Here is a 25800-nt window from a genome sequence, read left to right as displayed (position 1 = left end):
TCTCCCTCAGCCTTCGGCCGGGAGGTGCGCCCCCGTAGGTACAGGCCCGGCCGGGGCGTCCTCGGCCGCAGTGCCGTCTACGGCCGGGGCCGGTCCGGTGGGGACGACGACGGCCGCCACCAGCGGGAAGGCGGCGGCCAGGGCGAAGGCGGGGACGAAGCCGCGGGCGGCGATCAGGGCACCGGTCAGCGGCGGCACCAGGACGATCGCACTGTGCTGGGCCAGGCCGTGGACGCCCAGCGCCCGGCCCGCCCAGGCCGGCCCGGCGTGCTCGGCGACGGCGGTGTTGTGCAGCCCGTTGGTGGAGACGGTCAGGCCGGTGGCCAGCAGCAGCGCCGCCGTACCCAGCGGGGAGTCCACCGCGGCCCCGACGGCGAGCAGCAGCACGTCCGCGGCGGTGGCCAGCGCGAGCAGCCGCATCGGCCGGACGCGGCTGCCCACCCGGTCCGACCACCAGCCGGCCGCCAGGCGGACGCCCGCACCCGCCAGGTTGGCGGCCGCGAGCACCGTGCCGGCCGTGGCGGCCGGCCAGCCGCGGGCAACGGTGAGGAAGACCAGGGCGAAGCCCGCCACCACGAACTGCGGGACGCACAGCAGCGCCGCCGCACCGTGCAGCCGCCACAGCCGGGCACCGCGGTACGGGCCCGGCCAGCGGGCCGGTCCGGCGGACGGCGGGCGCGGCGGGTCGGCGGCCAGCAGCAGGACGGCGGCACCCGCCACCGCGCACATGACCGCGCAGCAGCCGAGCGCGGCGGGCAGACCGGCGTGCTCGGCGAGCGGCGGGAGGACGGCGGCGGCCAGGCCCACGCCCAGCGGCTGCGAGGCCTGCCGGACGCCCATCGCCACGCCCCGCCGCCGCGGCGGGAACCAGCCGATCACCAGGCGGCCGGAGGCCGCGTTCACCGAGGCCCCGAACGCCCCGGCCAGCACCAGCAGCACGGCCAGCGCGGGCACCCCGGGGACGGCGGCCGCGACCGCGAGCACGGCCGCCGCCGGGAGCAGGCCGGCCGCCAGGGCGAACCGCTCGCCGCGGCGGTCCGCGACCGCTCCCCAGCCGACCATGGTCAGGAGGATGCCGGCGATCGGACCGGAGACCAGGGCGCCCGCCCCGGCGAGCGACAGCCCGAACTCCCGCTGGAAGGCGGGCACCAGCGACGGCATGCCGTAGAGCACCGTGGTCATGGCGGTCTGGCCGCCCGTCCCGATCGCGAGCATCAACCAACGGCGGCGCGCGGGGTTCCCGGTCATGCCGGGAACCCTACTGACCGGTCACCAGGTGGGACGGAACATTTCGCCAGGCGGGACAGCCGTGGGACGACCGCGGGCCTGCCCGTCTCAGGCCTGCCGGGAGGCCAGGGTGACGATCGTGATGTCGGAGGGGGCGCCCACCCGCACCGGCGGGCCCCAGGCGCCCGCGCCGCGGGTGACGTAGAGCTGGGTGTCGCCGTACCGCTCCAGCCCGGCGACCGTCGGGTTGGCCAGCTCCGCCAGGTAGTTGCCCGGCCACAGCTGCCCGCCGTGGGTGTGGCCGGACAGCTGGAGGTCGACGCCGCGGCGGACGGCCTCGTGCACGGCCACCGGCTGGTGGGCCATCAGGACGGCGGCGCGGCGGGTGTCCCGGTCACCCAGGGCCCGCTCGTAGTCGGGCCCCTGGCCCTCCGCGGTGCCGGCGATGTCGTTGACGCCCGCGAGGTCGAAGTGGCCGAGCTCGGTGCGGGCGTTCTCCAGCGGGTGCACCCCGAGCTCCCGCACGAAGTCCACCCAGGGCGCGGCACCCGAGAAGTACTCGTGGTTGCCGGTGACGAAGAAGGCGCCGTCGCGGGCCCGCAGCTGCGCCAGCGGCTCGGCGGCGGGGCCGAGCTCCGGCACGCTGCCGTCGACCAGGTCGCCCACGATGGTGATGAGGTCGGGCTGCGCGCGGTTGATGGTGTCGACGATCCGCTGGGTGTGCGCGCGGCCGAGGATCGGGCCGAGGTGGATGTCGCTGACCACGGCGATCCGGTAGCCGTGCGCCTGCCGCGGCAGCTTCGCCAGCGGGACGGTGACCTGCTTGAGGTGCGGCCCGCGCAGCACCCCGTATGCGCCGTTGCCGACCACCGCGGCGGCCGTGGCGCCGGCGGCGACCGCCACTCCGCGGGCCACCAGCAGCCGCCGGGACGGGTCGGCCGGGCCGCCCTGCCCCTTCCGGCCGGCCTGCTCGGCGGGCTCGGCCTGCTCGGCGGGAGCCGGGGCACCGCCCGCGGCCACCGGCACGGCCTGCGGCTGCACGGCGGCACGGCGCCGCCCGACGCGGAGCAGCAGCGGCCGGACGGCCTCGCCGACCAGCAGCGCCAGCACCAGGTAGAGCAGCACCGCCAGCCACAGGTAGCCGGGCCAGGCCAGCCACCGTTCGACGGCGAGCGGCAGGGCCCGGCCGCCGATCAGCGCGCCCAGCGAGAGCAGCGGCAGCAGCACCGCCAGCCCCGTCCCGACCCGGCGCCAGACACTGCCGGGGGCCGACACGTCGCGCACCGTCCGCCGCCAGACGTACCAGTGCACGAGAGCGAGCAGGGTGAGGGCCACCACCAGGACGAGCGCGATCATCATGCCGCCAGTATCCGCACCCGGGCGGCGGCGCTGTCACGCACCCCCGGGGCGAGTGCCGCCCGGGCGGGCCACCGCGGGCGTCCGGGCGGCAGGAGGATGCGGAGACCCTCCCAGGCGTTCATGTACGTGATCAGATGACTCAAGGGGTGAACAAATCTTGCGCATGGGCGTTGACTCACCCGAGAGGCCATCCCTAGGGTCCATCCACGGACACGACCATCGTTCACAACAATGAACTTCTCGGAGGACCGTCCATGCGCCTTCCCCGCCACCTCCGCACCACCGTCCCGGCGCTCTGCTCGCTCGCGCTCGCCGCCGCGCTCGCCGCACCGGCCCAGGCCGCCGGGCGGCCTGGGCCCGACCGCCACTGGCAGGGCATCGGCCGTGCGGTGCTGCCTGCCGGCGACGGCTGGGGTTCGGCGACGACCGGCACGACCGGCGGCGCGGCCGCGGACGCCGCGCACGTCTTCGTCGTCCGCAACCGGGCCGAGCTGGTCGCCGCGCTCGGCGGCGACAACGCCGCCAACGGCGCGAACGCCACCCCGAAGATCGTGTACGTGGCGGGGACGGTCGACCTCAACGCGGACGACTCCGGCCAGCGGCTGACCTGCGAGGACTACGCCGCGGGCACCGGCTGGACGCTGGCGGGCTACCTCGCCGCGTACGACCCGGCGGTGTGGGGCAGGACGGCCGAGCCGACCGGACCGATGGAGACGGCCCGGGTGGCCGCGCAGAAGGCGCAGGCCCGGCAGATCCAGATCAACGTGGGCTCCAACACCACCCTGGTCGGCCTCGGCCGCAGCGCCAAGCTGGTCGGCGGCAACCTGGTGGTGAAGAAGGCGGACAACGTGATCGTCCGCAACCTCGCCTTCGAGGACTCCGCCGACTGCTTCCCGCAGTGGGACCCGACCGACACCGCGGTCGGCAACTGGAACTCCGAGTACGACAGCGTCACGCTCTACGGCGCCACCCACGTCTGGGTGGACCACGCCACCTTCACCGACGGCGCGAACCCCGACTCCGGCCAGCCGCTGCTCTTCGGCCGCCCGTACCAGGTGCACGACGGCCAGCTCGACATCACCAACGGCTCGGACTACGTCACCGCGTCCTGGAACGTCTTCGAGGACCACGACAAGACCAACCTGGTCGGCAGCAGCAACAGCTCCACCAGCGACCCCGGCCACCTGCGGGTCACCTTCCACCACAACATGTGGGCGAACACCGTCCAGCGGGCGCCGCGGGTCCGCTTCGGCCAGGTCGACGTGTACGACAACTACTACGCGGTCGGCGCGGAGGAGTACGAGTACAGCATCGGCGTCGGCGTGGGCTCGCAGATCGTGGCGGAGCACAACTACGTCAGGCTGCCGGAGGGCGTGTCCGCCGACCGGTTCCTCCACCACTGGGGCGGTACCGCGCTCACCGCGCGGAACAACCTGGTGAACGGACGCCCGGCCGACCTGATCGCCGCCTTCAACGCCGCGAACCCCGCCACGCCGCTGGGCACCGACGCGGGCTGGACGCCGGTGCTGCGCCGCGAGGTCACCCCGGCCGCGGCGGTGCCGGGCGTGGTCGGCCACCGGGCGGGTGCCGGCCGGCTGTGACCTGCGCCGCAGGCCGTCCGGGCACCGGTGGGTGACCGTGCGGTGACGGGCCGTCGACCGCGGCGGCCGGCGCCTGTGAAGCCCGGCACACGGCCCCGGGCGACTACGGCCCCCGATAGTCGTCGCACCGGCCGGCGCCGCGCCCCCGGCCGGGCGCCGGGCGGGGAGCGGGCCGGGGCCTGGGCGGGGCGCCGGGGAAAGCTGCTGGTCAGCGCGGTGGCCATGGCCGGCCGCGCCGAAACGAGGTCTCGGGTAAGGGCCGTTTAAGCGCTGCCGGAGCGCCCGGAGGAGGGCCGGGCGCTCCGCTCCGCCTACGATCGCGCATAGTTTCCGGGCTCGTTGCCCCCGCCGGGCGGGTCTGCCAAGAATGTCCCGGTCGCAAGGCAGCGCGGCCCTCGCCGCCGCGCATCCCGTCCGCTCCGGTCCACCGGCCGGAGCGCCCCGGCCGTCGTCCACGGCCCGCGGGCCTGTTCACCCCGAACACGCTTCGCGGTACCCGTGTGCCCGAACCGGCCCCCGATGGAAGAGGTCGTCCCCCTCCATGCAGCTCCCGCTTCCCAAGAACCTGTCGCTGACCCACCGCCCGCACGCCTTCTTCGCAGGCGTCGGAACGCTGGCCGTGACCGGCACGGCGATCCTGGCGCTGGCACTGCCCCAGGAGACGGCCACCGCCGTTGCCGCCACCCCGGCCGCCGCCACCGCCGTCGCCGACCAGGCGGCCGCGGACCAGGTGAAGGCCCAGGCCGACGCCCAGGCCAAGGCCGACGCGGACGCCAAGGCCGACGCGGACGCCAAGGCCGCCGCCGACGCCAAGGCCGCCGCCGATGCGAAGGCCGCCGCGGACGCCAAGGCCGCCGCCGATGCGAAGGCCGCTGCCGACGCCAAGGCGAAGGCGGACGCCAAGGCCAAGGCCGCTTCCCGCTCCCAGCAGCGCAGCGCCCTCAAGGCCGCCGCGCCCACCGGCAGCCCGCGGCAGATCGCCGCGCAGATCGTTCCGGCGAACCAGCTGCAGTGCTTCAGCAACATCGTGTCCCACGAGAGCAGCTGGAACATCCACGCGGTCAACAAGTCCTCCGGTGCGTACGGCCTGGTGCAGGCCCTGCCGGCCTCGAAGATGGCCTCGGCCGGCGCCGACTGGCGGGACAACGCCGCCACCCAGATCAAGTGGGGCCTGAACTACATGAACAGCCGCTACGGCAGCCCCTGCGGCGCCTGGGCGTTCTGGCAGGCGCACCACTGGTACTGACCGGGCCCGTACCGGCCGGTACGCAGCAGCCGATCCGCCGCGGGCGGGCCGCCCTTCCGGGGGCGGTCCGCCCCACGGCGTTTCCGGCCGCCGCCGGCGGCACCGCGGTCACCGGACGCGGCACTCCGCACGACCGCGGGTGACGACATGTCGACATGCCATGAAGCAGATGTGAATATCTCGCGCACGATCAATCGGGTCTGGCCATATTTGGACGCATTGGTTCCGCTTTCGGGCATTGCGGGAGCGTGTGCGCCTCCTTAGCCTCCCCGCCATGGCTCCCCTCATCTCCGTCGTGCTCCCCGCCCACGATCGGAACGGCCAGCTGAAGGAGTGCCTCGACGCACTGCTCGCCCAGTCGTTCCGCGACTTCGAGGTCGTCCTCGTCGTCGACACGTCGCCGGACTGCCCCGAGCGCACCGCCGACGCGTACGGGATGCGCGACCCGCGGGTCGCCGTACTGCGGCTCAACGCCGCGGTCGGCATCGGCCGGGCCCGCAACGCCGGCGCGGACCGCGCACGCGGCGACTACCTGCTCTTCCTCGACAGCGACCACCTGCTGGACCCCGAGGCCCTCGCCGCCCTCGCGGAACGGCTGGAGGAGACCGGCGAGGTCGACGTGCTGCTCTTCGGGCACAACCGGCTCAACCGCGGAAAGCTCTGGCCCGGCGGCGCCGAGCAGGAGCTGGCCGCCGCCGGACCGGAGGTCACCGCCGCCGCCGACCGGCCCGAGCTGCTCGGCACCCCGCCGCTGATCTGGGACCGCCTGCTGCGCCGCGGCACCGTACCGCCCTTCCCGGACGGCCACTACGACGAGATCCCGGTGGTGCACGCCACCCTGCTGGCCGCCCGGCGGGTCGCCGTGCTCCCCCGCGAGTGCGTGACCATCCGCCGCCGCCACACCCTGCACCCGGTCGGCTCCCCGGGCGCCAGCCACTTCGACCTGTTCGACCAGTACGCCCGCAGCTTCGAACTGCTCGCGGGCTCGTCGGCCGCCGAGGCGCTGCATGCGCAGCTGTTCACCCGGATGGTCCGGCACTACCTGTTCGTCTTCGACCTGGCGGGCTGCGTGGACCGCGCGGAGCGCCCGCAGTTCTTCCAGCGGGCGTCCGAGCACTACCGCGGCCTCCTCCCGGACGGCTACCGGAAGCCGGACGGCCGCGAGGGCGTGAAGTTCTCGCTGCTGTCGAGCGGCGCCTACGCGGCCTTCGAGGTCGCGAAGCTCTCCCACATCGCCCGCGGCGCAGTGACCGGCCGCCGGTAGCCGCTGCCGGCGCACAGGCCGGGCAGGTGGTGCCGGCCGAGGGGCGCGCCCGGGCGACGTGTCAGACGTGCGCGGTGCCGCCGTCGGCCGCCATCGCCTCGGCGATCCGCCGGCTGCTCTGCTGCCACTCGTCGGCGGGCACCTTCGGGAGCACGTCGTCCCACATCGGCATGCAGCTGCCGCGCAGCTGCATCATCCCGGCGGGCCGGCCGAGCAGCCAGAAGTGCAGGTGGGCGGCGCCGTCGCCCCACTTGTTGTGGTGCACCCGGGCGATCCCGCCGAGCGACATCACGGCACGCTCGACGCGCTGCAGCATCGGGCCGAGCTCGGCGGCCCGCTCCGGCGGCAGGTCGCCGAGGTCGTGGTGCTCGCGCGGCTGGAGCAGCACCACGGCCGGGACGGCCGCCGGCTCGTCCGGCGCGGAGAGCCGCCAGTGCTCGTCCGTCCACAGGAAGTCGTCGTCCGGGCGGGCGCACTGGCTGCAGTCGTCCGGGCCGCCGTCGCCGTCGCGGGGCGGCTCGGGCAGCTCGGGGGCCTTCAGTGCCTTGACCTGGATGTCGCCCTCGAACGGGAAGATGTCCCAGCCAGGCATGCCCTCGGTGGGGAAGGGGACGGCCTCGCCGATCGGCAGGCGGGCCAGGTACGGGGTCATGTGATCATCGGTCATGGGCGTGAGCCTGCCAGATGACGTCCCGTCACCAGCATCCGGGCCCGGGCCTGCTGCCGAGTCGGGGAGCCCGCCGTTTGCGATGATCGGCACATGGCCACCGGACTGGAACGCGCCCTGACCGCCGCCCTGCGCGGCGAGGTGCGCTTCGACACCGCCGAACGGGCCGTCTACGGCCACGACGCCTCCAACTACCGGCACGTGCCGGTGGGGGTGGTGAAGCCGGCCGACCGGGACGACGTCCGGGCCGCGGTGGCACTGTGCCGGGAGTTCGGGGCGCCGGTGGTGCCGCGCGGCGCGGGCACCAGCATCGGCGGGCAGGCGATCGGGCCGGGCGCCGTCGTGCTCGACTTCCGCCGCCACCTCGGCCGGGTGCTCTCGGTGGACCCGGACACCCGCACCGCCAGGGTCGAGCCCGGCACCGTCCTCGACGACCTGCAGCGGGCCGCCCGCCCGTACGGGCTGCGCTTCGGGCCCGACCCGTCCACGCACAGCCGGTGCACCATCGGCGGCATGATCGGCAACAACGCCTGCGGCTCGCACTCGGTGGCCTGGGGCCGCACCTCCGACCACCTGCACGCCCTGGACGTGCTGCTCGCCGACGGCACCGAGCTCAGCGTGGGCGGCAGGACGGACGCCGCCGGACGCGCCCGGCTGCGGGCTCTCCCCGGCCGGGCCGGAGAGCTGCACGGCGCCCTGCAGGACCTGGCCGCCGACCACCTGGCCGTGCTGCGCCGCGCCATGCCGGAGCTGCCCCGCCGCGGCTCCGGCTACGCCCTGGACGCCCTGCTGCCCGAGCACGGCCACGACCTGGCCCGGGCCCTGGCCGGCAGCGAGGGCAGCTGCGCCGTGCTGCTCGGCGCCACCGTCGGGCTGGTGGCCGACCCGCCGGCCCGCGCCCTGGTGGTGGCCGGCTACCCGGACGAGACCGCCGCCGCGGACGCCGTCCCCGCCCTGCTGCCGCTGCGGCCGCTGACCGCGGAGGGCATGGCCGCCGACCTGATCGCCGCACTGCTGGCGGCCGGCCCCGCCCGCCGGCGCTCGACCGGCTCCCCGACGGCGCCTGCTGGCTCTTCCTGGAGACCGGCGGCGACACCCCCGCCGCCGCACTCGACGCCGCCCGCGAACTCGCCGCCGCCGTCCGCAGGGAGCCCCGCGCCACCACCGCCGTGATCACCGACCCGGCCGAACAGCGGCAGCTGTGGGCCGTCCGCGAGGCCGGCGCCGGCATCGTCACCCGGCTCCCCCGCGCCGGGGCCGACGGAAGCGACGAGGCCTGGCCCGGCTGGGAGGACTCCGCCGTCCCCGTGGAGCGGCTCGGCGACTACCTCCGCGACCTGCGCGCCCTGCTCGCCCTGCACGGGCTGCGCGGCGTCCCGTACGGGCACTTCGGCGAGGGCTGCGTCCACCTGCGGCTGGACTTCCCGCTCACCGAACCGGCGCGCCTGCCCGAGTTCCGGGCGTTCATGACGGAGGCCGCCGAGCTGTGCGCCGCCCACGGAGGCTCGCTCTCCGGCGAGCACGGCGACGGGCAGGCCCGGGCCGAGCTGCTGCCCCGGATGTACCCGCCCGAGATCATCGCCCTGTTCCGCCGGTTCAAGCAGATCTGGGACCCGGACGGCCTGCTCAACCCCGGCGTCCTGGTCGACCCGCGCCCGCTCGACGCCGACCTGCGCTTCCCCGGCCGCGACCTGCCGCTCGCCCTCCCGTACGAACAGGACGGCGGCAGCCTCCTCAAGGCCGTGCACCGCTGCGTCGGCGTCGCCAAGTGCGTGGACACCGCCACCGGCGTGATGTGCCCCAGCTACATGGCCACCGGCGAGGAACGGCACTCCACCCGCGGCCGGGCCCGGCTGCTCGCCGAGATGCTCCGCGGCGAGCTGGTCACCGACGGCTGGCGCTCCGAGGAGGTCCGCGAGGCGCTCGACCTGTGCCTCGGCTGCAAGGGCTGCGCCAGCGACTGCCCGGTCCATGTCGACATGGCGACCTACAAGGCCGAATTCCTGCACCAGCACTACCGGCGGCGGCTGCGCCCGGCCTCCCACCTGGCCCTCGGCTGGCTGCCGCTCTGGCTGCGCGGCGCGGCCCTCGCCCCGCGGCTCGCCAACCGTCTGCTGCAGACCGGGCCGAGCGCCGCCCTGCTCAAGCGGGTCGGCGGCATCGACCCGCGCCGCGAGCTGCCCGAACTGCCCGCGGAGACCTTCTCCGCCTGGTTCCGCCGGTGGCGCACCGAGCATCCGGTGCCCGCGGGCGCCGAACCGCTGCTGCTGTGGCCCGACAGCATGGCCGAACTGCTCGACCCGGAGCCCGCCCGCGCCGCCGTCGAGGTACTGGAACACCTCGGCTTCGAAGTACGGCTGCCCACCGGGCCGGTCTGCTGCGGCCTCACCCTGGTCTCCACCGGCCAGCTCGGGCTCGCCCGGCGGGTGATGCGGCGCAGCCTGCGGGCCGTCCCGGACGGGCTGCCGGTGGTGGGCCTGGAGCCGAGCTGCACCGCGGCGCTGCGCGAGGAGATGCCCCGGCTGCTCGGCGCGGAGGCGGGCGGACTGCCGGGCCGGGTGCGGACGTTCGCGGAGTTCCTGGACGAGAGCGGAGTGGCGCTGCCACAGCTGGAGACGGCGGCGGTGACCCAGGTGCACTGCCACCAGCACGCGGTGCTCGGCACGGCGGCCGACCGGCGGGTGGAGCAGCGGATGGGTGTGCGCAACGAGGTGCTGGACTCGGGCTGTTGCGGCCTGGCGGGCAACTTCGGGATGGAGCGCGGGCACTGGGAGGTGTCGGTGGCGGCGGCGGAGCGGGTGCTGCTGCCGGCGGTGCGTGCGGCGGCGCCGGGGACGACGGTGCTGGCGGACGGGCTGAGCTGCCGTACCCAGATCGCCCAACTCTCCGGCGGGCGGCGGGCGGTGCACCTGGCGGAGCTGGTGCGGCGGGCGATCCGCGAGGAGGGGTGACGGCGGACGCGCCGGGCGGGCTGCCGGTGCACGGTGATGGCGCGGGCGGTGGGCCGCCGCCACAATGGCGGCTGTGACGATCTCCACCGCCGATGCGGACACCATCCTCGCCGACAACTTCGCGCCCTGGGTGCAGGCGCTCAAGCTCTCCGTCACCGAGACCGGTGACCGGCATGCCGTGCTGCGGCTGCCGTGGTCCGACGAACTGGCGCGCGAGGGCGGCGGCTTGAGCGGGCAGGCGCTGATGGCCGCGGCGGACACGGCGACCGTGGTGGCCGTGTCGGCGGCGCGCGGCGGGTTCGGGCCGATGACGACGATCCAGCAGTCGACGACCTTCCAGCGGGCGGTGGTCGGTGCGGACGTACTGGTCACGGCGCGGGTCACCAAGCTGGGGCGCCGGCTGGCGTTCGTCGACGTCACGATGGCCGCGGAGGGCGAGGAGGAGCCGGCGGCGCACGCCACCACCGTGTACGCGTTCCCGGGCTGATCCCGTCCGACCCCTACTCACCGGGCCTACCGCGCAGTAGCCTCACCGGGCCGCACCCCACATGCGGCCCCCACCACCCTGGAGGCCCGATGCGCACACCCCTGCCCAAAGGCGTCCGACTCGCCGTCGCCGCAGTCCTGTTCACCGCCTCGGCACTCGGTCTGACGGCTGCTCCGGCGGCCGCCGCCCAGTCCGGCTCCCGCCCCGTCCCGGCCGATGTGCCGCGCTGGTACCTGGCGCTCGGCGACTCGCTCGCCGCGGGCTACCAGTCCACCCCGGACGGCGGCCACGTGGTCGGCCGCGGCTACGCGCAGGACATCGCCCGTACCCTCGGCGAGCGGGCCGCGGCCCGCGGGAAGGCCTTCGGCTTCACCGACCTCGGCTGCCCCGGCGAGACCACCGGCACCATGGCGAACGGCGGCTGCCGGTACCCGCACCCCTACGCCGACTCCCAACTCGCCGCCGCCGTACGGTTCCTGCGCGAGCACCGGAACGACCGGGTGCTGGTGACGCTGGACATCGGCGCCAACGACGTCAACCGCTGCGCGGCGGGCGGCACGATCGACGTACCGTGCGCGCTGTCCGGCATCGCCACGGCGGGCCGCGGCCTGTCGGACATCCTGTCCCAACTGCGGGCGGCGGCAGGACCGCGCACCCGGATCATCGGCATGAACCTCTACGACCCGTTCCTCGCCGCCTGGTTGACGGGCGAGCAGGGCAGGGCGACGGCCGCGGCCTCGCTGCCGCTCTCGCACGCGCTGAACGCCGTCATCGGCATCGCCGACGCCGCGCACGGCGTGCCGACCGCCGATGTGGCCCGGGCCTTCGACACGGACTCGCTCCGCATGGTGCCGTTCGGCGGCGGCCGGGTGCCGCTGAACGTGGCCCGGATCATGCAGTGGACGAACATGGCGCGCGGCGACATCCACGCCAACGACGCCGGCTACCAGGTGATCGCGGACACCTTCCTCGCACGCCTCTGAGGCAGCCCGCCGGGGGCGCGGGGAACTGCACAGTTCCCCGCGCCCCCGAAACGACCGCGGTGCGCCGCCCTACTCGGCGCAGATCGTGGTGACGAACTCGGCGACCCGCTCCTGCGGCATGTGGCGGGCGATGTCCGCCTCGCTGATCATCCCGACCAGTTTGTGGTCCGGGTGGTTGATCACCGGCAGGCGGCGGACGAGGTGCTGTTCCATGACCCGCAGGACCTGCTCGGCGTCCTCGTCCTCCTCGATCACCATCGGCCGCCCGACCGCCAGGTCGACGGCCTTGACCTGGGTCGGGTCGAGGCCCTCGGCGACGCACTTGAGCACGATGTCCCGGTCGGTGAGGATGCCCAGCAGCTTCTGGTTCTCCCCGCAGATGGGCAGCGCGCCCACTCCCCGGTCCTTCATGATCCTCGCCGCGTCGGCCAGGGTCTCGAACTCGCCGACACACTCGGCGCCCGGGTGCATGATCTCTCTCGCTGTGGTCATGGTCAGGCCTCCCGCCGTGCCTCAGACCCCCGCTCCTCCATCCTGGTCCCCGCCCCTCGGGGACGCCACCTCTGGCCGGGAGCCGTTCGGCGCGTCGGCCGGCGGTTCCAGCGGGTCGCGGGCCAACACCTCGTCCAGTGCCGGGAGATCGGGCAGTTCGAGCTGCTGCGGGCCGGCCGCCTCGGGTGCGGCGGCGGCCGGCTTCTCGGTGACGCTGTCCAGGAAGCGCAGCAGCTCCACCGGGAAGGGCAGCACGAGCGTGGAGTTCTTCTCCGCCGCCACCTCCACCACCGTCTGCAGCAGCCGCAGTTGGAGGGCGGCCGGGGTGGTGCTCATGATCGCGGCGGCCTCGGAGAGCCGGGCGGAGGCCTGGAACTCGCCGTCCGCGGTGATGATCCGCGCCCGGCGTTCCCGTTCGGCCTCGGCCTGCCGCGACATCGACCGCTTCATCGACTCCGGCAGGGCCACGTCCTTGATCTCCACCCGGTCGATCTCGATGCCCCAGCCGAGCGCCGGGCTGTCCAGCATCAGCTCCAGGCCCTGGTTCAGCGGTTCGCGGTTGGCGAGCAGGTCGTCGAGCTCGCTCTTGCCGATGATCGAGCGCAGCGAGGTCTGCGCGACCTGCGAGATCGCGAAGTTGTAGTCCTGCACGTTGACGGTCGCCTTCACCGGGTCGACGACCCGGTAGTAGACCACCGCGTCGACCCGCACGGTGACGTTGTCGCGGGTGATGCCCTCCTGCGCGGGGATGGGCATCGTGACGATCTGCACGTTCACCCGCTTCAGCCGGTCCGCGATCGGGCGGATCACGGCGAGCCCGGGCAGCTTGACGTCCTCCACGACCCGTCCGAAGCGGAACACCACACCGCGCTGGTACTGCTGCACCACGCGGATGCTGAGCCCGGCCCACACGGCCAGGACGACCAGCGCCCCCAGAATCGCATCGAGAATGATCATGTCGTCACCTCGGGCCCACGCAGCGAAGACCCCGCTCTCCACGCTACTCCGCCCCTACGATCGACAGCATGGAGCCGATCGGCGGCACGGAGCCGCCCCAGCCCACCGACCCCGGCCACCCGGCCGCCGCCGCGGCCGCCACCCGCAGCCTCGGCGAGCTGGACGCGCTGGTGACCCACTGCCGGGCCTGCCCGCGGCTGGTCGCCTGGCGCGAGGAGGCGGCCCGCACCAAGCGGCGCGCCTACCTGCAGGACGAGTACTGGGCCCGCCCGATCCCCGGGTTCGGCCCGGCCGACGCGGCGATGGTGATCGTCGGGCTCGCCCCGGCCGCGCACGGCGCCAACCGCACCGGCCGGATCTTCACCGGCGACCCGTCCGGCGACCTGCTGTACGCGGCGCTGCACGGGCTGGGACTGGCCTCGCAGCCGCACGCGACCTGGCGCGACGACGGGATGGAGCTGTACGGGGTGCGGATCACCGACCCGGTGCGGTGCTGCCCGCCGGAGAACCGGCCCACCCGGGAGGAGCGGGACACCTGCCGGCCGTGGATCGCCCGCGAATTCGAGTACCTGCGGCCGACCGTCCGCTCGGTGGTGGCGCTCGGCGGCTTCGCCTGGGAGGCCGTCCTCCCGGCGCTGGCCGCCTCCGGGCGGCTGGTCCCCCGGCCCCGGCCCGCCTTCGGCCACGGCGCCCGGGCCACCCTGCCCGCCGCGGACGGCGGCGCCCCGCTGGACCTCTTCGGCTGCTACCACGTGAGCCCCCGCAACACCTACACCGGCCGCCTCACCCCGGGCATGCTCAGCGACCTGCTCGCCACCGCCGCCGGGAGTGCGGGCCTGCTCTGATCTGCGTGCGCGGCGGGCGACCGGGCGCGGGGCGGGCACGCGCCCGTCAGAACACCGGGGGCTCGGCGGCCTTGCGCCAGACCTTGGGCAGGCGGCGGCGGTCGCGGGCGGCGGCGGCCAGCTGGCGGTCGTAGAGGACCCCGTAGCCGAAGGCGTGACGGGGGTCGCCGTCGGCGAGGACGTGCAGGGTGCGGGCGGCGAGCACGGCGTCCTGGTGGGTGCCGAGGAGGTCCTGGAGGGCCTTCATCCGGCCGGTGAAGCGGGCCGCTGCGGGCCCGGCGGGCTCCCCGGCGTAGCGGGCGCGTTTGGCGGCCTTGCGGGCCTCGTGCAGTGCGGTCTCGGTGGGCTCGCCCGGCGGGGCGCTGCGGGCCTCCCGGATGCGGCGGGCGGTGCGGCGCTGCTGGCGGCGGGCCGTCCGGGCGAGTTCGCGGCGGGCCGGGCGGTCGGCGCGGGCGGTGAAGCGGGGTTCGGCGACGAGTCCGCGCAGGGCGGCGAGCAGGGCCGGGAAGGCGGGGTCGTCGAGGGCCGCGAGTGCCTGCGGTCTGGCCTCGGCGGTGTTCTCGTCGGCCCAGGCGGTGAGGGCGGCGGCGACCTCGTCGGGCCGGCAGTCGGGCGGCAGCCCGCGGGCGTCGGCGGTGAGGCGCTCGGCGAGGACCTCGGTGTCGCGGGCCGCGCCGAGTGCGGAGGCGAGGTCCTTGAGGGCGGTGACGAGGGCGGTGGTGTCGGTGCCGATCAGCGGGCGGTAGGCCTGGAGGGTGCTGCGCAGGCGGCGGCAGGTGACCCGCATCCGGTGGACGGCGTCGGGCTCGTCGGCGCGGACGGCGGCCTCCAGTCCGGCCAGCGTCTCGGTCTGCTCCGCGATCCAGGCCCCGAGGACCGCGCCCGCGGTCGGCCCGGCTCCGTGCGGCACCCTGATCACCCTCTTCCCGGGGTTCCCAGCGTATGCCTGCGGGCGGCCCGAGCGGGCGGTTGCTGACGCCGTGTCATGGCCGGGCCGGCTCCTTACGCGGCCTTGATCGGCTGCGTGGCATACTCGCTGACCATGACCGGGAGCCGGGTGTCGAGGGTTCTGCGGGCCGCGGTGTTCACCGCGCTCGCGGTGCCGCTCGCTGCCCTGGGCCAGGTCGTGCTGACGGGGCGGCCGCTGCCGTTGACGCTGGTGCTGGCCTGCACCGCCGCGGTCTTCCTGCTGGCCTTCGTACTCGAGGGCGCCCGGCACAGCCTGTGGCGGCTGGCCGCCGTGATGGTGCCGGTCGAGCTGCTGCTGAACACCGCGTTCAACCTGGGGCAGGACGGCTGCGCGACGGTCGCCGCCCGCTCGCACGGGGTGGACCTGCTGGTCTGCGGCGGGGGTTCGGTGGACGGCAGTCCGCTGCTGTCCGGTCTGGCCGGGCAGTCCGCCGGGTCGCTGCGGCTGCTGGTGCTGCTCGCCCATCTGGGGCTGGCGCTGGTGGCGGCGGTGTGGCTGCGGCTGGGTGAGGCCGCGCTGGGCGGCGCCGGGCAGGTACTGCGGGTGCTGGGCTCGACGGCCCGGGCGGTAGCCCGGCGGCTGATGGCAGTGGCGGCTCCGCTGCCGGCCTGCCCCGGGGTGCTGGCGCCGTCGCCGGGTGCGCGGGAGGTCCTTCCCCGCCCGGAGTCCGTGATTCCCTCCCCGGCCCCGCGCCGCGGTCCGCCGGTGGTCGCGCTCGCCTGCTGACGGCTCCGCCGTCGGCCCGGGCGGGCTCCTCTGCGCCACTCCCCTGTCTTTCGGTGTGCCACCGCGCGGCCGCGCGGCCCGGTGGCGTGCCCGTACGCGAGGATTCGACGGATCGTCATGACCGACCAGCCCAAGAAGACCCAGAAGACCCAGAAGTCGCAGCAGTCCGGGAAGCCGGAGCAGTCCCGGACGTCCGCCCGTGAGCGGATGCAGGAGGCGCACCGGCGGGAGAAGAAGGCGGCCGCCGTGCGGCGGCGTGCCGTGATCGCGGTGAGCGTCGTGGCGGCGCTCGCCGTGGTGGGCGGCACGGTGGCGGCGATCGCCACCGCCTCCGACTCCGACCCGGCAGCCTCGGCGCCGCTGAAGGTGCCGGCCAACACCTCGGGCAAGGACGGCACCGTGGTGGTGTACGGGAAGGCCGATGCGCCGCACACGGTGCAGGTGTACGAGGACTTCCGCTGCCCGGTGTGCAAGGAGTTCGAGGCGTCCGCGGGCCAGGCGGTGCAGCAGCTCGCGGACAGCGGCCAGTACAAGATCGAGTACCACCTGGCGGCGTTCCTGGACCAGAACCTCGGCGGCAAGGGCTCACGGACGGCACTGGCCGCCGCGGGCGCCGCGCTGGACCAGGGCGTGGACCAGTTCAAGAAGTTCCACGACGTGCTGTACGCCAACCAGCCGGACGAGCGCGAGGACGGCTTCGGCGACGTCAACCGCATCCTCGAACTGGCCGACAAGGTGCCGGGGCTGAAGACCGAGGCGTTCACCAAGGCGGTCACCGAGGGCACCTACCGGCCGTGGGCGGCCAAGGTCGACAAGGCGTTCTCCGCGAGCGGCGCCCAGGGCACCCCGACGGTGGTGCTGGACGGCAAGGTGCTGAACGTCTTCGGCAAGGACGGCAAGCCGGTGTCCGGCGAACAGTGGACCGCGCTGGTCCGCCAGGCGACCGGGGCCTGACATGGCCGACGGAGCGACGATCGGGGCGGGGCGCGGCCTGGCCCGGCTGCTGCTGGTCGGCGGCCTGCTCGGGCTGGCCGCCTCGGCGGTGCTGACCTTCGACAAGCTGCGGATGCTGGAGAACCCGGGCTACCGGCCGAGCTGCAGCATCAACCCGGTGATCAGCTGCGGTTCGGTGATGCGCACCGGCCAGGCCGCGGTCTTCGGCTTCCCGAACCCGCTGCTCGGCCTGGCCGCGTTCGCGGTGCTGATCGCCGCCGGGGCGGGCCTGCTGGCGGGCGCCCGGTACCGGCGCTGGTACTGGCTGGGGTTGCAGGCCGGTGCGCTGGCCGGCCTGGGCTTCACGGTCTGGCTGATCACCCAGGCGCTGTACGAGATCGGGGCGCTCTGCCCGTACTGCATGGTGGTGTGGGCGGTGGTGGGGCCGCTGGCCTGGTACCTCACACTCCACAACATGCGGACGGGCGTACTGCCGGCCCCGCGCTGGTGGCCGTCGGTCGCCCGGTACCACTGGGTGGTCCCGGCGCTCTGGTACCTGGGGATCGCCCTGCTGATCCTCAACCGCTTCTGGTACTACTGGCGGACGCTGATCTGATGACACACCGTCGACGGCTCCCACGTGCGGTTTTCCGGGTGGGAGCCGTCGGCATGTCCCCTCCGGGCCGTCTACGGGCCGTCCGGGCGATCGGCGGGGCCCTTGTAGAGGGCGTCGACGGCCCGGCGGGGAACCGGGATCACGCCGCCGGCCGCCGGTGAGGGTTTCCACGGCGACTCGTTGAACGCCGACCGGCGAAAGGTGCCCCCGGCGGCACCGGTGAAGAGCGGGAGCTCGGTGACTTTCGGGCCGTCCCCTGTTCGCCGTGGGAGCGTCACGGCGACCGGAGGGAACGCAGCGATGTGGTCCCTGGGAACGGCCGAGACCGCCGTCGGCAGCGTGATGCCGGGACGGGCCCCGGGGTGTTTCAACTGACCGGGCGCCTACGGCGAAGGACGGACCGGGGGTCGGACCCGTCCTTCGCCGTTCGGGCCGGGCTCAGGACTTCGGCAGGGTGTCCACGAAGTCGGTGCCGGCGCTGTAGAAGCCGTCCACCGTCTTCTGGACGTCCGCGTAGGAGACGGCCGCGGCGTCCTTGTAGTAGAACCAGTTGATCTTCAGGTTCCAGGTGCGCTGTCCGCCGAGGGACGGCAGCAGGTCGATGAACCAGTTGCTGAAGTGGATGTCCATCTTCTCGCGCGGGACGTACTTGCCGGTGCTGGTGAACAGCTCCTTGCCGTCCATGGAGTAGGTGGCCTTCCCGTCCACGGCGGTGACCATCATGATGTGCCAGCCCTCGAAGCGCTTCTTGTGCGGCTTGGTGACCCGGTCCGGCGGATCGGCCTTGACCCAGCTGGTGGTGTCGAGCTGCGGACCCGGCGTGCCCCAACCGCCGTTCGGCATGTACTCGTAGTCGAGCTCGCTGTAGTTCGCCGAGTCGTCCGAGGGGGAGATCGGGAAGTAGGACTGGACGACGTGGTCGCCGTTCTTGCCGCCGGCCGGCTTGTCGCTGAGGTAGACCCGGGCGGCGAAGGTGCCGTTGAAGAGCTTGGTGCCGGTGCTCTGGATCTCGACCTGCTTGGTGCCCTTCTGGGTGCCGTCGGTGGACGCCTGCAGCTGCAGGGTCCGACCGCCCTGGGCGGTGGTGTCGGCGGGGAAGCTCGCGCCGGCGTCGGACCACGTGTCCTTGATCCCGGGGCCGCCCTCGCCGGTGCGGATCTCCCAGCCGTGGGCGGTGAGCGCGGGGTCGGTGGGACCGGTGTAGTGGAAGCTGTCGAACAGGGTTCCCGGCGGGCCGGTCGGGGTCGGCGAGGCGCTGGTCGCGGACCCGCCCTTCGCCGTCGCAGCGGCGCCGTCGCCGCCACCGGACGCCGGACCGCTCGAACAGGCGGTGAGCACGCACAGCAGGGTCGGGAGGGTGAGCACGCTCCACGCGCGGTGACGAGGGATGCGGCGGGGCTGACTCACGCGGGCTCCTTGGGGCGTACCGATCACACGTGCGCACTGATCAGATGAGGGGGTCATCCTAACGGGACGCCCAGGCCCCTCCGGCGCGCGCCCGTCCGGATCCGGAGGGACGGAGTCCGACGTGAACGGTGCGTGCACGCCTACGTTCCGGTACGCACCGACCGGCATTTCGATCCGATTACAACCCCTCGCCAGATCGGGCCAAATCCACTCATCGAACCCAATTCGATTCAGGTTGGTGCACTAGCGTTCGCTCTACGCTTCCGCGGTCCACGCACTGAAAGGCGTCGCAAGGTGCGCCCAGTCATCACCTCCATCGAGCGCGGATCGGCGCACCCGGTCTCGGTGGTCGGCGCGGCCCTGGCGGCCGCCACGGCCGGCAGCCCGATCGTCGTGCAGGCGGCCGCCCGGCGATGGGGATACCCGCGCAGCCGCCCACACCCGTGACGTCGCCGTCACCCACCCCGTCGCACTCGCCGTCGACGTCGTCGCCCGGGACGCCCTCGCGCTCCGCGACCCCCTCGACGAAGACCACGTCGAAGCCAACGATCACCACACCGCGTGGCGCGACGCCCTCGGGCCAGTCGACCAAGCACCCCTGAACCGCCGCACCACCCATCTCCAGGAGCGCCAATGTCCCGCCACCAGCGCCGCCGGCAGTCCCTGCGGAGGCCGCGCCGACTGGCCGCGCCGCCGTTGCGCTTCTTCATGCCCCTGTCCCTGCTGGCGTGCCTGCTCTTGCTCATCGTCCTGCGCGGCCTGGCCACCAACGAGGTGTTCCACGACGCCCGGATCGCCGACTCGGTCGACAAGACGACCGTGCCGGCGGATCTGCTCAAGGGCGGCCCGATCATCGACGCGCGCGGCAGCAGGAACGACCACCCGGTGAGCTACAGCATCCCGGACCGCACCGTGGTCCTGAGCTTCGACGACGGCCCCTCGGAGGAGTGGACCCCGAAGATCCTGGAGATCCTCGCGGCCCGCAACGTCCGCGCGGACTTCTTCGTGACCGGCGCCATGACCGCCCGCAACCCGGACCTGATCCGGAAGATCGTGGCGGACGGCCACGAGATCGGCCTGCACAGCTTCACCCACCCCGACCTGGCGGTCCAGTCGCACGCCCGGATCAACTGGGAGCTGGCCCAGACCCAGCTGGCGCTGGCCGGCGTCGCAGGGGTGCACAGCGCGCTGTTCCGCCCGCCGTACTCGTCCAACTCGGCCGCGCTGGACGACTGGAGTTACCCGGTGGTCAAGTACCTGGGTGCCCGCGGCTACGTCACCGCCTTCATCGACCACGACACCGACGACTGGAAGCGTCCGGGTGTGGACGCGATCGTCAAGGAGGCATTGCCGGCCAAGCCCGGCGCGGGCGAGCTGATCCTGCTGCACGACGCCGGTGGCGACCGTTCCCAGACCGTCGAGGCGCTCGGCATGCTCATCGACAAGCTGCAGGCCGACGGCTACCGCTTCGCCACCATCTCCGAGGCACTCGGCGCCTCCAGCGCCACCACGCCGGTGCACGGCTTCCAGCTGTGGGCGGGCAAGGGCTACATCTGGGCCACCCAGCTGGGCCTGCACACCCTGCCGGTGCTGATCGCGCTGCTGGCCGTGGTCGGCTTCCTGAACTTCGGCCGGTTCGCGCTGATGCTGGTCCTCGCTCCGATCCACGCCCGCCGCGCCAAGCGGCAGGACGCCTGGGGCGAGCCCGTCACCGAGCCGGTCACCGTGCTCGTCCCGGCCTACAACGAGCTCGAGTGCATCGCCAACACCCTCAACTCGCTGGCCGCCAGTGACTACCCGATCGAGGTCATCGTCATCGACGACGGCTCCTCGGACGGCACCGCGGACATCGTCGAGGAGATGAACCTGCCGTTCGTCCGGCTGATCCGCAAGGTCAACGGCGGCAAGTCCAGTGCGCTCAACGTCGGCATCGCGGCCGCCTCGCACGACATCGTCGTGATGATGGACGGCGACACCGTCTTCGAGCCGTCCACCGTGCGCGAGCTGGTCCAGCCCTTCGGCGACCCGGGGATCGGCGCGGTCTCGGGCAACGCCAAGGTCGGCAACCGCGACACCCTGATCGGCGCCTGGCAGCACATCGAGTACGTCCTCGGCCACAACCTGGACCGCCGGATGTACGACATGCTCGGCATCATCCCGACCATCCCCGGCGCGGTCGGCGCCTTCCGCAAGGAGGCCCTGCAGGCGGTCGGGGGGATGAGCGACGACACCCTCGCCGAGGACACCGACGTCACCATGGCGGTGCTCTGCGAAGGCTGGCGGATCGTCTACGCCGAGCGCGCCCGCGCCTGGACCGAGGCCCCCGCCAGCCTCCAGCAGCTCTGGTCCCAGCGGTACCGCTGGAGCTACGGCTCGATGCAGGCGATGTGGAAGCACCGCCGCGCCGTCACCGCCGGCGGGCTGGCCGGGCGCTTCGGCCGCCTAGGGCTGCCGCTCGTCGTGATGTTCGGCGTGGTCGCCCCGCTGCTGGCGCCGCTGGTCGACATCTTCCTGCTGTACGGCGTGCTGTTCGCGGACGCCGGGCTGACCCTCGTCAGCTTCGGCGGCTTCCTGCTGATCCAGGCCGTGCTGTCCTTGTACGCCTTCCGGCTCGACCGCGAGAAGCCCTGGCACCTGATCAGCCTGCCGAGCCAGCAGCTGGTCTACCGACAGCTGATGTACATCGTCCTGTTGCAGTCCGCGATCACCGCGATGACCGGTGGCCGACTGCGCTGGCAGAAGCTCCGGCGCACCGGCGAGGTCGCCGCACCGGTGGAGGCGTGACCGAGAGTACTTCCTTCGGGTGGTTCGGCGGCACCAGGACACCGTCCAGCTGCGGGTCCCCGCCCCCGTCGTCTTCCTGTCGATAGGTGGGGATGTTCGCGCTGGCCGGCTCGCTGATGTCGCGCTCGCTCAAGCGTCCCGCCTTCGGCGTGTCCGGAAGCCCCCTACCCGAGGACGGCCGGAGCACCCGCACCGCCCGCCAGCCCCGCCTGGTCGGCCCGCCTCGCCGAACACCGCCTGACCGTCACCCGGCCGGGCGGGCGGGCGAAGGTGTGCTCGACGCGGGCGCGGACACAGCGGTGTTCGGCGTTGTCCTCTTCCTGGATGCGGAGGAGTGGCCGGCCGGCGCGATTGCGGGGGGACGACCAGACCGGTGTTCAGGTAGGCGCCGTCAGCCAGGGTTGCTGGTCACATCGGAGATGGGTCACTTCTGGTACTACTGGCGCATGCTGCTCCGAGCCGCTCCCGCCGGCGGGGTCAGCGGGCGGGCGCCCGGGCCGGGGCGGTGGCGGCGCAGGGCGACGCCGAGGATGCGGTGGGCGGGGACGGGGCCTAGGGTCCGGGAGTCGATGCTGGCGGAGCGGTTGTCGCCGAGCACCACGACGGTGGCCGGCGGGACGACCGGGGTGGCGGCGAAGTCGGTCAGGGCGGCGGGCATCGGGTCGCCGGGCAGGGCCGCGACCCGCTTCACCATCCAGCGGCGCGGCCGGCCGGTGCCGGGTGGGGGCCAGTGTCCGGACGGGTCGGGGCGTTCCAGGATCACCAGTCCGCCCACCTGCAGCGCCCGGAGCCCGGCCCGTCGGCCGATCAGCACGTCGCCGGCGCGCAGGGTGGGCTGCATGCTCACCCCCTCGACGGTGATCACCAGACGGCGCCGTACGGCCGCCAGGCAGCCGGCGGCGAGGAGCAGCAGTGCCGCGAGGGCGAGGAGGGCGGCGGTCATCGTGCGTTCCCTGCGGGGGCGGGGTCGGGTGCGGTGGCCTCGCTGTCGGTGTATCCCTCGGCCTGCTGGCGGAAGAGCCTGGCGTACCTGCCGTCGGCGGCGATCAGTTCGGCGTGGGTGCCGTGTTCGGCGACGGTGCCGTTGCGCAGGACGGCGATCAGGTCGGCCTCGCGGGCGGTGCCGAGGCGGTGCGAGATCAGCAGGCCGGTCCGGCCGTGCCGGTGGCGGCGCAGCAGTTGCTGGACCTCGTGTTCGGCTGCGGGGTCGAGGCCGGCGGTGGGCTCGTCGAGGATCAGCAGGTCGGGCTGCCGGCGCATCATGGCGCGGGCGAGGGCGACCCGCTGCCACTGTCCGCCGGACAGTTCGACGCCTTCCTCGGGGTTGTCCGGGTCCTGGAGGAAGGAGCGGCTGAGCATGGTGTCGTAGCCGTGCGGGAGGGCCTGCAGGAGGCGGTCGGCGCCGGCCTCGGCGGCCGCCTGCCGGACGGGGCCGGGGTCGGTGGCGCGGATGTCGCCGAGGGCGATGTTCTCGGCGGCGGTGAGGTCGTAGCGCATGAAGTCCTGGAACACGGCGCTGATCCGGGCGCGCAGTTCGTCCGGGTCGAAGTGGCGGATGTCGGTGCCGTCCCAGAGCACGGTGCCGCGGGTGGGGTCGTAGAACCGCAGGAGGAGTTTGACCAGGGTGCTCTTGCCGGCGCCGTTGTCACCGACGAGGGCGAGCGAGCGGCCGGCCGGGAGGGTCAGGTCGACCCCGCGCAGCACCCAGTCGTGCTGGTCGGAGTAGCGGAACCAGACGTCGCGCAGTTCGATGCCGTGCTGCAGCGGCGGGGCCTGGCGGGCGGGTTCGAGGGTGGGCAGGTCGACGGGGTCGGCGAGGACGTCCAAGTACTGTCCGAAGAGCGCGAGTTTCTGCTGGGCGAGGGCGGCCAGGGCGGCGGCGGTGCCGATGCCGCCCTGGACGGCGGCGACCGCCGCGACGAACACCGAGACGTCGCCGACGGAGAGTTCGCCGCGGGCAGCGGCGCGGACGGCCCAGACCAGTCCGGCGGCGGCCACCGCGGCGGACACCAGTGCGGGCGCGCCCTGCAGCAGGGCGGCGCGCCGTTCCATCCGGCGGTTGGCTGCGTCGACCACGGCGCGGTCGGCGCGCATCCTGGTGCGGAAGTGGGTGCCGAGGCCGAACAGCCGCAGTTCCTTGGCGGCCTGCACGTCGCCGAGCAGCTGCCCGTAGAACATCTCCCGCCGCTCGTACGGGGTGATGCGCAGGGCGGTGCCGACCCAGGCGCGGGAGAGCCGGAACTCGGTGGCGAGCGCGGGTGCGGAGGCGAGCAGGACGAGCAGGGCGAGCGCCGGGGAGATCGCGGCGAGGGAGGCGATGAACCCGGCGGTGGTGAGGGCCGTCCGGAGCACGCCGACCGCGCCCATCACGATCTGCGGCGGCGCCTCCTGGCCGCACTGCTGGGCGAGGCGGAGCCGGTCGAGCAGGGCCGGGTCCTCGAAACGGCCGAGCCCCACCGAGGAGTTGACGGCCGCGTAGAGGCGGTCCTGGGCCTCGACGGCGATCCGCCGGGACAGTTCGCCGCGCATCAGCTGTTCGACGTGCGGCAGGACGGCTGCGGCGGTGCCGGCGGCGGCGAGGCCGGCGACCGGCAGCAGGAGGCCGGTGCCCGGCGAGGTCGCGGCCGGGGCGGTGAGGCCGTCCAGCACGGTCTTCATCAGCCAGGCGACCGCGACCGGCAGGGCGGCGACGGCCGCGGCGGCCAGCAGGCAGCCGAGCAGCGCGGCGGGTGCGGTCCGTACGGCGAGGCGGAGGACGGCGCCGAGTGCGGCGAGGTGCCGCCTCACGCCGGCACCGGCCGGGCCATCTCCCGCAGGTCGCGGTGGAGCACGTGGAGCGTCCCGTCGGTGTCGAGCCGGGCGACGACCGGGAATCCGCTGACGCCGAGGGCGGCCACCACCTGCTGGGCGTGGTCGCCGGTGACGACGGTGGCGACCCCGGCGAGGGCGTCGATGTACTCCTGCTGGCCGGCGCCGGGGGTGACCACGGCCAGCACGTCGCCGGCCGGCGGCCGGCCTCGGCGAGCCGGCCGGTGAACTCGGGCAGCAGCTCGGCGCAGGGCGGGCAGCCGGGCGCGAAGAAGCCGACCAGGGCGGGCGTGGCGAGGGTGTCCCGGGAGACGGTGGAGCCGTCGACGGCGGTGACCGAGAAGGGGCCGGCGACCGCGCCGATGCTGGCCGCGTCCGAGAGCCCGTCGTGGGCGGGCGGCTGCGGTGCGCCCTGGGCGTTGAGCCGCCGGACGATCCCGAAGGAGAGCACGAGGTTGAACAGGCCGAGTGCGCCCAGCAGGACGACGGCCGAGATCAGCACGGGCATGGCGGAGCTCCTAGCGGGAGGGGGCGAAGAGGGCGGCGAGGTCGTCGAGCGTGGCGGCCGCGGTGGCGGCCAGGGCGCCGGCGCCGACCGCGAGGAGCAGGGCCGCGGCCTGCGCGCCGCCGTCCGGGGGCGGCCGGTGGACGGCGGCCAGGGCGGTCAGCGCGGCGGCCGCCAGCAGGGTGTTGCGCACCAGGTGGCGGACGCCGAGCGGTGCGGCGGCGGCTCCGAAGCAGGGGCAGGGGACGACGGCGCCCCGGCGCAGGGTGACCGCGATCGACGCGGTGAAGCCGGCGAGCAGCGCGGCGGCCAGCAGCAGTCCGGCCGTCACGGTCGCGGGCACGGCCAGCAGCACGGGCAGCGCGGCCTCCGCCGCGACGACGAGCCGGGCGGTGCGGCGGACGTGTCCGGACGGCACCAGCCGCATGGCGCGCAGCGCGGCCTCGAACGCGGAGAAGGCGCTGCGGCTGCGCGCCTTGGAGACGGCGGAGGCCGCGAACACCAGGGCGAGCAGGACGCGGCAGGCGACCGCTGCGTAGTACATCGGAAGTCCTCTCCACGGGCGGCGAAGTCGCAGCGTAGGAAAGGGAGATACACGGCGCGTACTGTGCGGGCGAGAGGTGTGCTGTATGCGGGGCGGTTAGCGTCCACGGCTGTCCGGCCGCACTCGGCGGTCGGTGGGAGTGAGGAGTACGTGATGAGCAAGCTCCAGCAGTTCGCGGATGCCGTGGCCGCCCGTTTCGCGCCGAAGATCACGGCGGACGCCACCTGGTGGTACCAGACCCGCTGCGTCAGCTCGTCCGGCTGCGGTGTCCGCAACCTGCGCCTCCAGCAGAACAAGTGCTGGGACAGCAGCTTCTGCACCGGCTGGGAAAACACCGGCAGCTGCTGCTGAGTCGCGCGGCGCCCGGGTGCGCGGACGGTGGCGGCCTGCGGGCCGCCGCCGTCCGCGCGGGCGCTTCGCCGGCAGGT

24 protein-coding genes and 2 pseudogenes are annotated in these 25800 nt (G+C 74.2%); 13 read left to right on the top strand and 13 right to left on the bottom strand.

The features are described 5' to 3' along the window. Positions 1–6: 6 nt before the first annotated feature. The 3 genes from ACQ614_RS31330 to ACQ614_RS31320 form a co-directional block, all read right to left on the bottom strand. Positions 7–1248 (bottom strand): MFS transporter, encoded by a 1242-nt coding sequence (locus tag ACQ614_RS31330; protein WP_431682318.1) that lies wholly within the window; start codon positions 1246–1248, stop codon positions 7–9. A gap of 87 nt (positions 1249–1335) precedes the next feature. Beyond that, the gene (locus ACQ614_RS31325) at positions 1336–2586 is read right to left on the bottom strand and encodes a metallophosphoesterase (protein ID WP_431682316.1); all 1251 of its coding nucleotides are present in this window, start codon (positions 2584–2586) and stop codon (positions 1336–1338) included. Continuing rightward, positions 2583–2729 (bottom strand): hypothetical protein, encoded by a 147-nt coding sequence (locus tag ACQ614_RS31320; RefSeq protein ID WP_431682315.1) that lies wholly within the window; start codon positions 2727–2729, stop codon positions 2583–2585. Before ACQ614_RS31320 ends, ACQ614_RS31325 begins: the two co-directional genes overlap by 4 nt. Positions 2730–2840: 111 nt before the next feature. Here ACQ614_RS31320 and ACQ614_RS31315 point away from each other — a divergent pair, with 111 nt between their 5' ends. The 3 genes from ACQ614_RS31315 to ACQ614_RS31305 all read left to right on the top strand — a co-directional run bounded on the left by ACQ614_RS31315 (position 2841) and on the right by ACQ614_RS31305 (position 6697). Beyond that, complete coding sequence (locus ACQ614_RS31315) at positions 2841–4187, top strand: pectate lyase family protein (protein ID WP_431682314.1); 1347 nt, start codon at positions 2841–2843, stop codon at positions 4185–4187. Between the two features lie 541 nt (positions 4188–4728). Next, the gene (locus ACQ614_RS31310; RefSeq protein WP_431682313.1) at positions 4729–5433 is read left to right on the top strand and encodes a transglycosylase SLT domain-containing protein; all 705 of its coding nucleotides are present in this window, start codon (positions 4729–4731) and stop codon (positions 5431–5433) included. A 274-nt stretch (positions 5434–5707) separates the two neighbouring features. Next, a complete protein-coding gene (locus ACQ614_RS31305; protein WP_431682311.1) occupies positions 5708–6697 on the top strand; it encodes a glycosyltransferase family 2 protein in 990 nt (329 codons plus the stop codon). Positions 6698–6758: 61 nt separating this feature from the next. Here ACQ614_RS31305 and ACQ614_RS31300 read toward each other — a convergent pair whose 3' ends face one another. After that, positions 6759–7364, bottom strand: coding sequence for a hypothetical protein (locus ACQ614_RS31300; RefSeq protein WP_431682310.1), 606 nt, complete (start codon positions 7362–7364; stop codon positions 6759–6761). A gap of 93 nt (positions 7365–7457) precedes the next feature. Between ACQ614_RS31300 and ACQ614_RS31295 the strand changes: the two are divergent. From ACQ614_RS31295 to ACQ614_RS31285, 3 genes and pseudogenes are all read left to right on the top strand, one after another. Beyond that, positions 7458–10315, top strand: a pseudogene (locus tag ACQ614_RS31295) (FAD-binding and (Fe-S)-binding domain-containing protein). Positions 10316–10379: 64 nt separating this feature from the next. Next, positions 10380–10802 (top strand): PaaI family thioesterase, encoded by a 423-nt coding sequence (locus ACQ614_RS31290; protein ID WP_431682309.1) that lies wholly within the window; start codon positions 10380–10382, stop codon positions 10800–10802. Between the two features lie 89 nt (positions 10803–10891). Further along, positions 10892–11785 (top strand): SGNH/GDSL hydrolase family protein, encoded by an 894-nt coding sequence (locus ACQ614_RS31285; RefSeq protein ID WP_431682307.1) that lies wholly within the window; start codon positions 10892–10894, stop codon positions 11783–11785. Between the two features lie 69 nt (positions 11786–11854). Here ACQ614_RS31285 and ACQ614_RS31280 read toward each other — a convergent pair whose 3' ends face one another. Together ACQ614_RS31280 and ACQ614_RS31275 are read right to left on the bottom strand one after the other, a co-directional pair. Continuing rightward, a complete protein-coding gene (locus ACQ614_RS31280) occupies positions 11855–12277 on the bottom strand; it encodes a CBS domain-containing protein (RefSeq protein WP_431682306.1) in 423 nt (140 codons plus the stop codon). 21 nt (positions 12278–12298) lie between these two features. After that, positions 12299–13234 (bottom strand): SPFH domain-containing protein, encoded by a 936-nt coding sequence (locus ACQ614_RS31275; protein ID WP_431682305.1) that lies wholly within the window; start codon positions 13232–13234, stop codon positions 12299–12301. A 68-nt stretch (positions 13235–13302) separates the two neighbouring features. Here ACQ614_RS31275 and ACQ614_RS31270 point away from each other — a divergent pair, with 68 nt between their 5' ends. Next, positions 13303–14079 (top strand): uracil-DNA glycosylase, encoded by a 777-nt coding sequence (locus ACQ614_RS31270; RefSeq protein ID WP_431682304.1) that lies wholly within the window; start codon positions 13303–13305, stop codon positions 14077–14079. Positions 14080–14125: 46 nt separating this feature from the next. On the opposite strand, the gene ACQ614_RS31265 is transcribed toward ACQ614_RS31270, so the two are convergent. Further along, on the bottom strand, positions 14126–14989 hold the full coding sequence (locus tag ACQ614_RS31265) for a CHAD domain-containing protein (RefSeq protein WP_431682302.1): 864 nt from the start codon (positions 14987–14989) through the stop codon (positions 14126–14128). 114 nt (positions 14990–15103) lie between these two features. Here ACQ614_RS31265 and ACQ614_RS31260 point away from each other — a divergent pair, with 114 nt between their 5' ends. The 3 genes from ACQ614_RS31260 (at position 15104) to ACQ614_RS31250 (ending at position 17324) form a co-directional block, all read left to right on the top strand. Continuing rightward, on the top strand, positions 15104–15775 hold the full coding sequence (locus ACQ614_RS31260) for a hypothetical protein (RefSeq protein ID WP_431682300.1): 672 nt from the start codon (positions 15104–15106) through the stop codon (positions 15773–15775). Between the two features lie 117 nt (positions 15776–15892). Further along, complete coding sequence (locus ACQ614_RS31255; RefSeq protein ID WP_431682299.1) at positions 15893–16729, top strand: DsbA family protein; 837 nt, start codon at positions 15893–15895, stop codon at positions 16727–16729. Position 16730: 1 nt separating this feature from the next. Next, positions 16731–17324 carry a vitamin K epoxide reductase family protein gene (locus ACQ614_RS31250; protein ID WP_431682298.1) on the top strand — a complete coding sequence of 198 codons (594 nt, stop codon included), beginning with the start codon at positions 16731–16733 and terminating at the stop codon, positions 17322–17324. Between the two features lie 438 nt (positions 17325–17762). Here the strand turns inward: ACQ614_RS31250 and ACQ614_RS31245 are convergent, their stop codons facing one another. Next, positions 17763–18731: a glycoside hydrolase family 16 protein gene (locus ACQ614_RS31245; protein ID WP_431682296.1), complete on the bottom strand. Its 969-nt coding sequence runs from the start codon at positions 18729–18731 to the stop codon at positions 17763–17765. Positions 18732–19025: 294 nt separating this feature from the next. Here ACQ614_RS31245 and ACQ614_RS31240 point away from each other — a divergent pair, with 294 nt between their 5' ends. Next, positions 19026–19178, top strand: coding sequence for a hypothetical protein (locus tag ACQ614_RS31240; RefSeq protein ID WP_431682294.1), 153 nt, complete (start codon positions 19026–19028; stop codon positions 19176–19178). Between the two features lie 186 nt (positions 19179–19364). Beyond that, the gene (locus ACQ614_RS31235) at positions 19365–21515 is read left to right on the top strand and encodes a bifunctional polysaccharide deacetylase/glycosyltransferase family 2 protein (protein ID WP_431682293.1); all 2151 of its coding nucleotides are present in this window, start codon (positions 19365–19367) and stop codon (positions 21513–21515) included. A gap of 230 nt (positions 21516–21745) precedes the next feature. Here ACQ614_RS31235 and ACQ614_RS31230 read toward each other — a convergent pair. The 5 genes and pseudogenes from ACQ614_RS31230 to ACQ614_RS31210 form a co-directional block, all read right to left on the bottom strand. Beyond that, positions 21746–21914: pseudogene (locus ACQ614_RS31230) on the bottom strand (IS5/IS1182 family transposase); the annotation flags it as partial. Positions 21915–21951: 37 nt separating this feature from the next. After that, positions 21952–22458 carry a S26 family signal peptidase gene (locus ACQ614_RS31225; protein WP_431682291.1) on the bottom strand — a complete coding sequence of 169 codons (507 nt, stop codon included), beginning with the start codon at positions 22456–22458 and terminating at the stop codon, positions 21952–21954. After that, positions 22455–24302, bottom strand: a complete 1848-nt coding sequence (locus ACQ614_RS31220; protein WP_431682289.1) for an ABC transporter ATP-binding protein — start codon at positions 24300–24302, stop codon at positions 22455–22457. The genes ACQ614_RS31225 and ACQ614_RS31220 overlap by 4 nt, the downstream gene beginning before the upstream one ends. Next, the gene (locus ACQ614_RS31215) at positions 24299–24502 is read right to left on the bottom strand and encodes a hypothetical protein (RefSeq protein ID WP_431682288.1); all 204 of its coding nucleotides are present in this window, start codon (positions 24500–24502) and stop codon (positions 24299–24301) included. Before ACQ614_RS31215 ends, ACQ614_RS31220 begins: the two co-directional genes overlap by 4 nt. Before the next feature lie 339 nt (positions 24503–24841). After that, entirely contained in the window at positions 24842–25372 is a 531-nt protein-coding gene (locus ACQ614_RS31210; RefSeq protein WP_431682287.1) for a MauE/DoxX family redox-associated membrane protein, read from the bottom strand. 153 nt (positions 25373–25525) lie between these two features. Here ACQ614_RS31210 and ACQ614_RS31205 point away from each other — a divergent pair, with 153 nt between their 5' ends. Beyond that, entirely contained in the window at positions 25526–25723 is a 198-nt protein-coding gene (locus ACQ614_RS31205) for a hypothetical protein (RefSeq protein WP_030275333.1), read from the top strand. Positions 25724–25800 lie beyond the last annotated feature (77 nt).

The organism is Kitasatospora dryopteridis (assembly GCF_050749075.1).
GTDB lineage: Bacteria > Actinomycetota > Actinomycetes > Streptomycetales > Streptomycetaceae > Kitasatospora.
Note: the sequence above shows the minus strand (reverse complement) of the source record. Positions and strands in the feature narration are given on the sequence as shown.

Excerpts from the sequence above, each read along its gene's own strand:
- ACQ614_RS31330 (WP_431682318.1), bottom strand. The coding sequence starts at position 1,248 with ATGACCGGGAACCCCGCGCGCCGCCGTTGGTTGATGCTCGCGATCGGG.
- ACQ614_RS31325 (WP_431682316.1), bottom strand. The coding sequence starts at position 2,586 with ATGATGATCGCGCTCGTCCTGGTGGTGGCCCTCACCCTGCTCGCTCTC.
- ACQ614_RS31315 (WP_431682314.1), top strand. The coding sequence starts at position 2,841 with ATGCGCCTTCCCCGCCACCTCCGCACCACCGTCCCGGCGCTCTGCTCG.
- ACQ614_RS31310 (WP_431682313.1), top strand. The coding sequence starts at position 4,729 with ATGCAGCTCCCGCTTCCCAAGAACCTGTCGCTGACCCACCGCCCGCAC.
- ACQ614_RS31305 (WP_431682311.1), top strand. The coding sequence starts at position 5,708 with ATGGCTCCCCTCATCTCCGTCGTGCTCCCCGCCCACGATCGGAACGGC.
- ACQ614_RS31300 (WP_431682310.1), bottom strand. The coding sequence starts at position 7,364 with ATGACCGATGATCACATGACCCCGTACCTGGCCCGCCTGCCGATCGGC.
- ACQ614_RS31290 (WP_431682309.1), top strand. The coding sequence starts at position 10,380 with ATGGCGGCTGTGACGATCTCCACCGCCGATGCGGACACCATCCTCGCC.
- ACQ614_RS31285 (WP_431682307.1), top strand. The coding sequence starts at position 10,892 with ATGCGCACACCCCTGCCCAAAGGCGTCCGACTCGCCGTCGCCGCAGTC.
- ACQ614_RS31280 (WP_431682306.1), bottom strand. The coding sequence starts at position 12,277 with ATGACCACAGCGAGAGAGATCATGCACCCGGGCGCCGAGTGTGTCGGC.
- ACQ614_RS31275 (WP_431682305.1), bottom strand. The coding sequence starts at position 13,234 with ATGATCATTCTCGATGCGATTCTGGGGGCGCTGGTCGTCCTGGCCGTG.
- ACQ614_RS31270 (WP_431682304.1), top strand. The coding sequence starts at position 13,303 with ATGGAGCCGATCGGCGGCACGGAGCCGCCCCAGCCCACCGACCCCGGC.
- ACQ614_RS31255 (WP_431682299.1), top strand. The coding sequence starts at position 15,893 with ATGACCGACCAGCCCAAGAAGACCCAGAAGACCCAGAAGTCGCAGCAG.
- ACQ614_RS31250 (WP_431682298.1), top strand. The coding sequence starts at position 16,731 with ATGGCCGACGGAGCGACGATCGGGGCGGGGCGCGGCCTGGCCCGGCTG.
- ACQ614_RS31235 (WP_431682293.1), top strand. The coding sequence starts at position 19,365 with ATGTCCCGCCACCAGCGCCGCCGGCAGTCCCTGCGGAGGCCGCGCCGA.
- ACQ614_RS31225 (WP_431682291.1), bottom strand. The coding sequence starts at position 22,458 with ATGACCGCCGCCCTCCTCGCCCTCGCGGCACTGCTGCTCCTCGCCGCC.
- ACQ614_RS31210 (WP_431682287.1), bottom strand. The coding sequence starts at position 25,372 with ATGTACTACGCAGCGGTCGCCTGCCGCGTCCTGCTCGCCCTGGTGTTC.
- ACQ614_RS31205 (WP_030275333.1), top strand. The coding sequence starts at position 25,526 with ATGAGCAAGCTCCAGCAGTTCGCGGATGCCGTGGCCGCCCGTTTCGCG.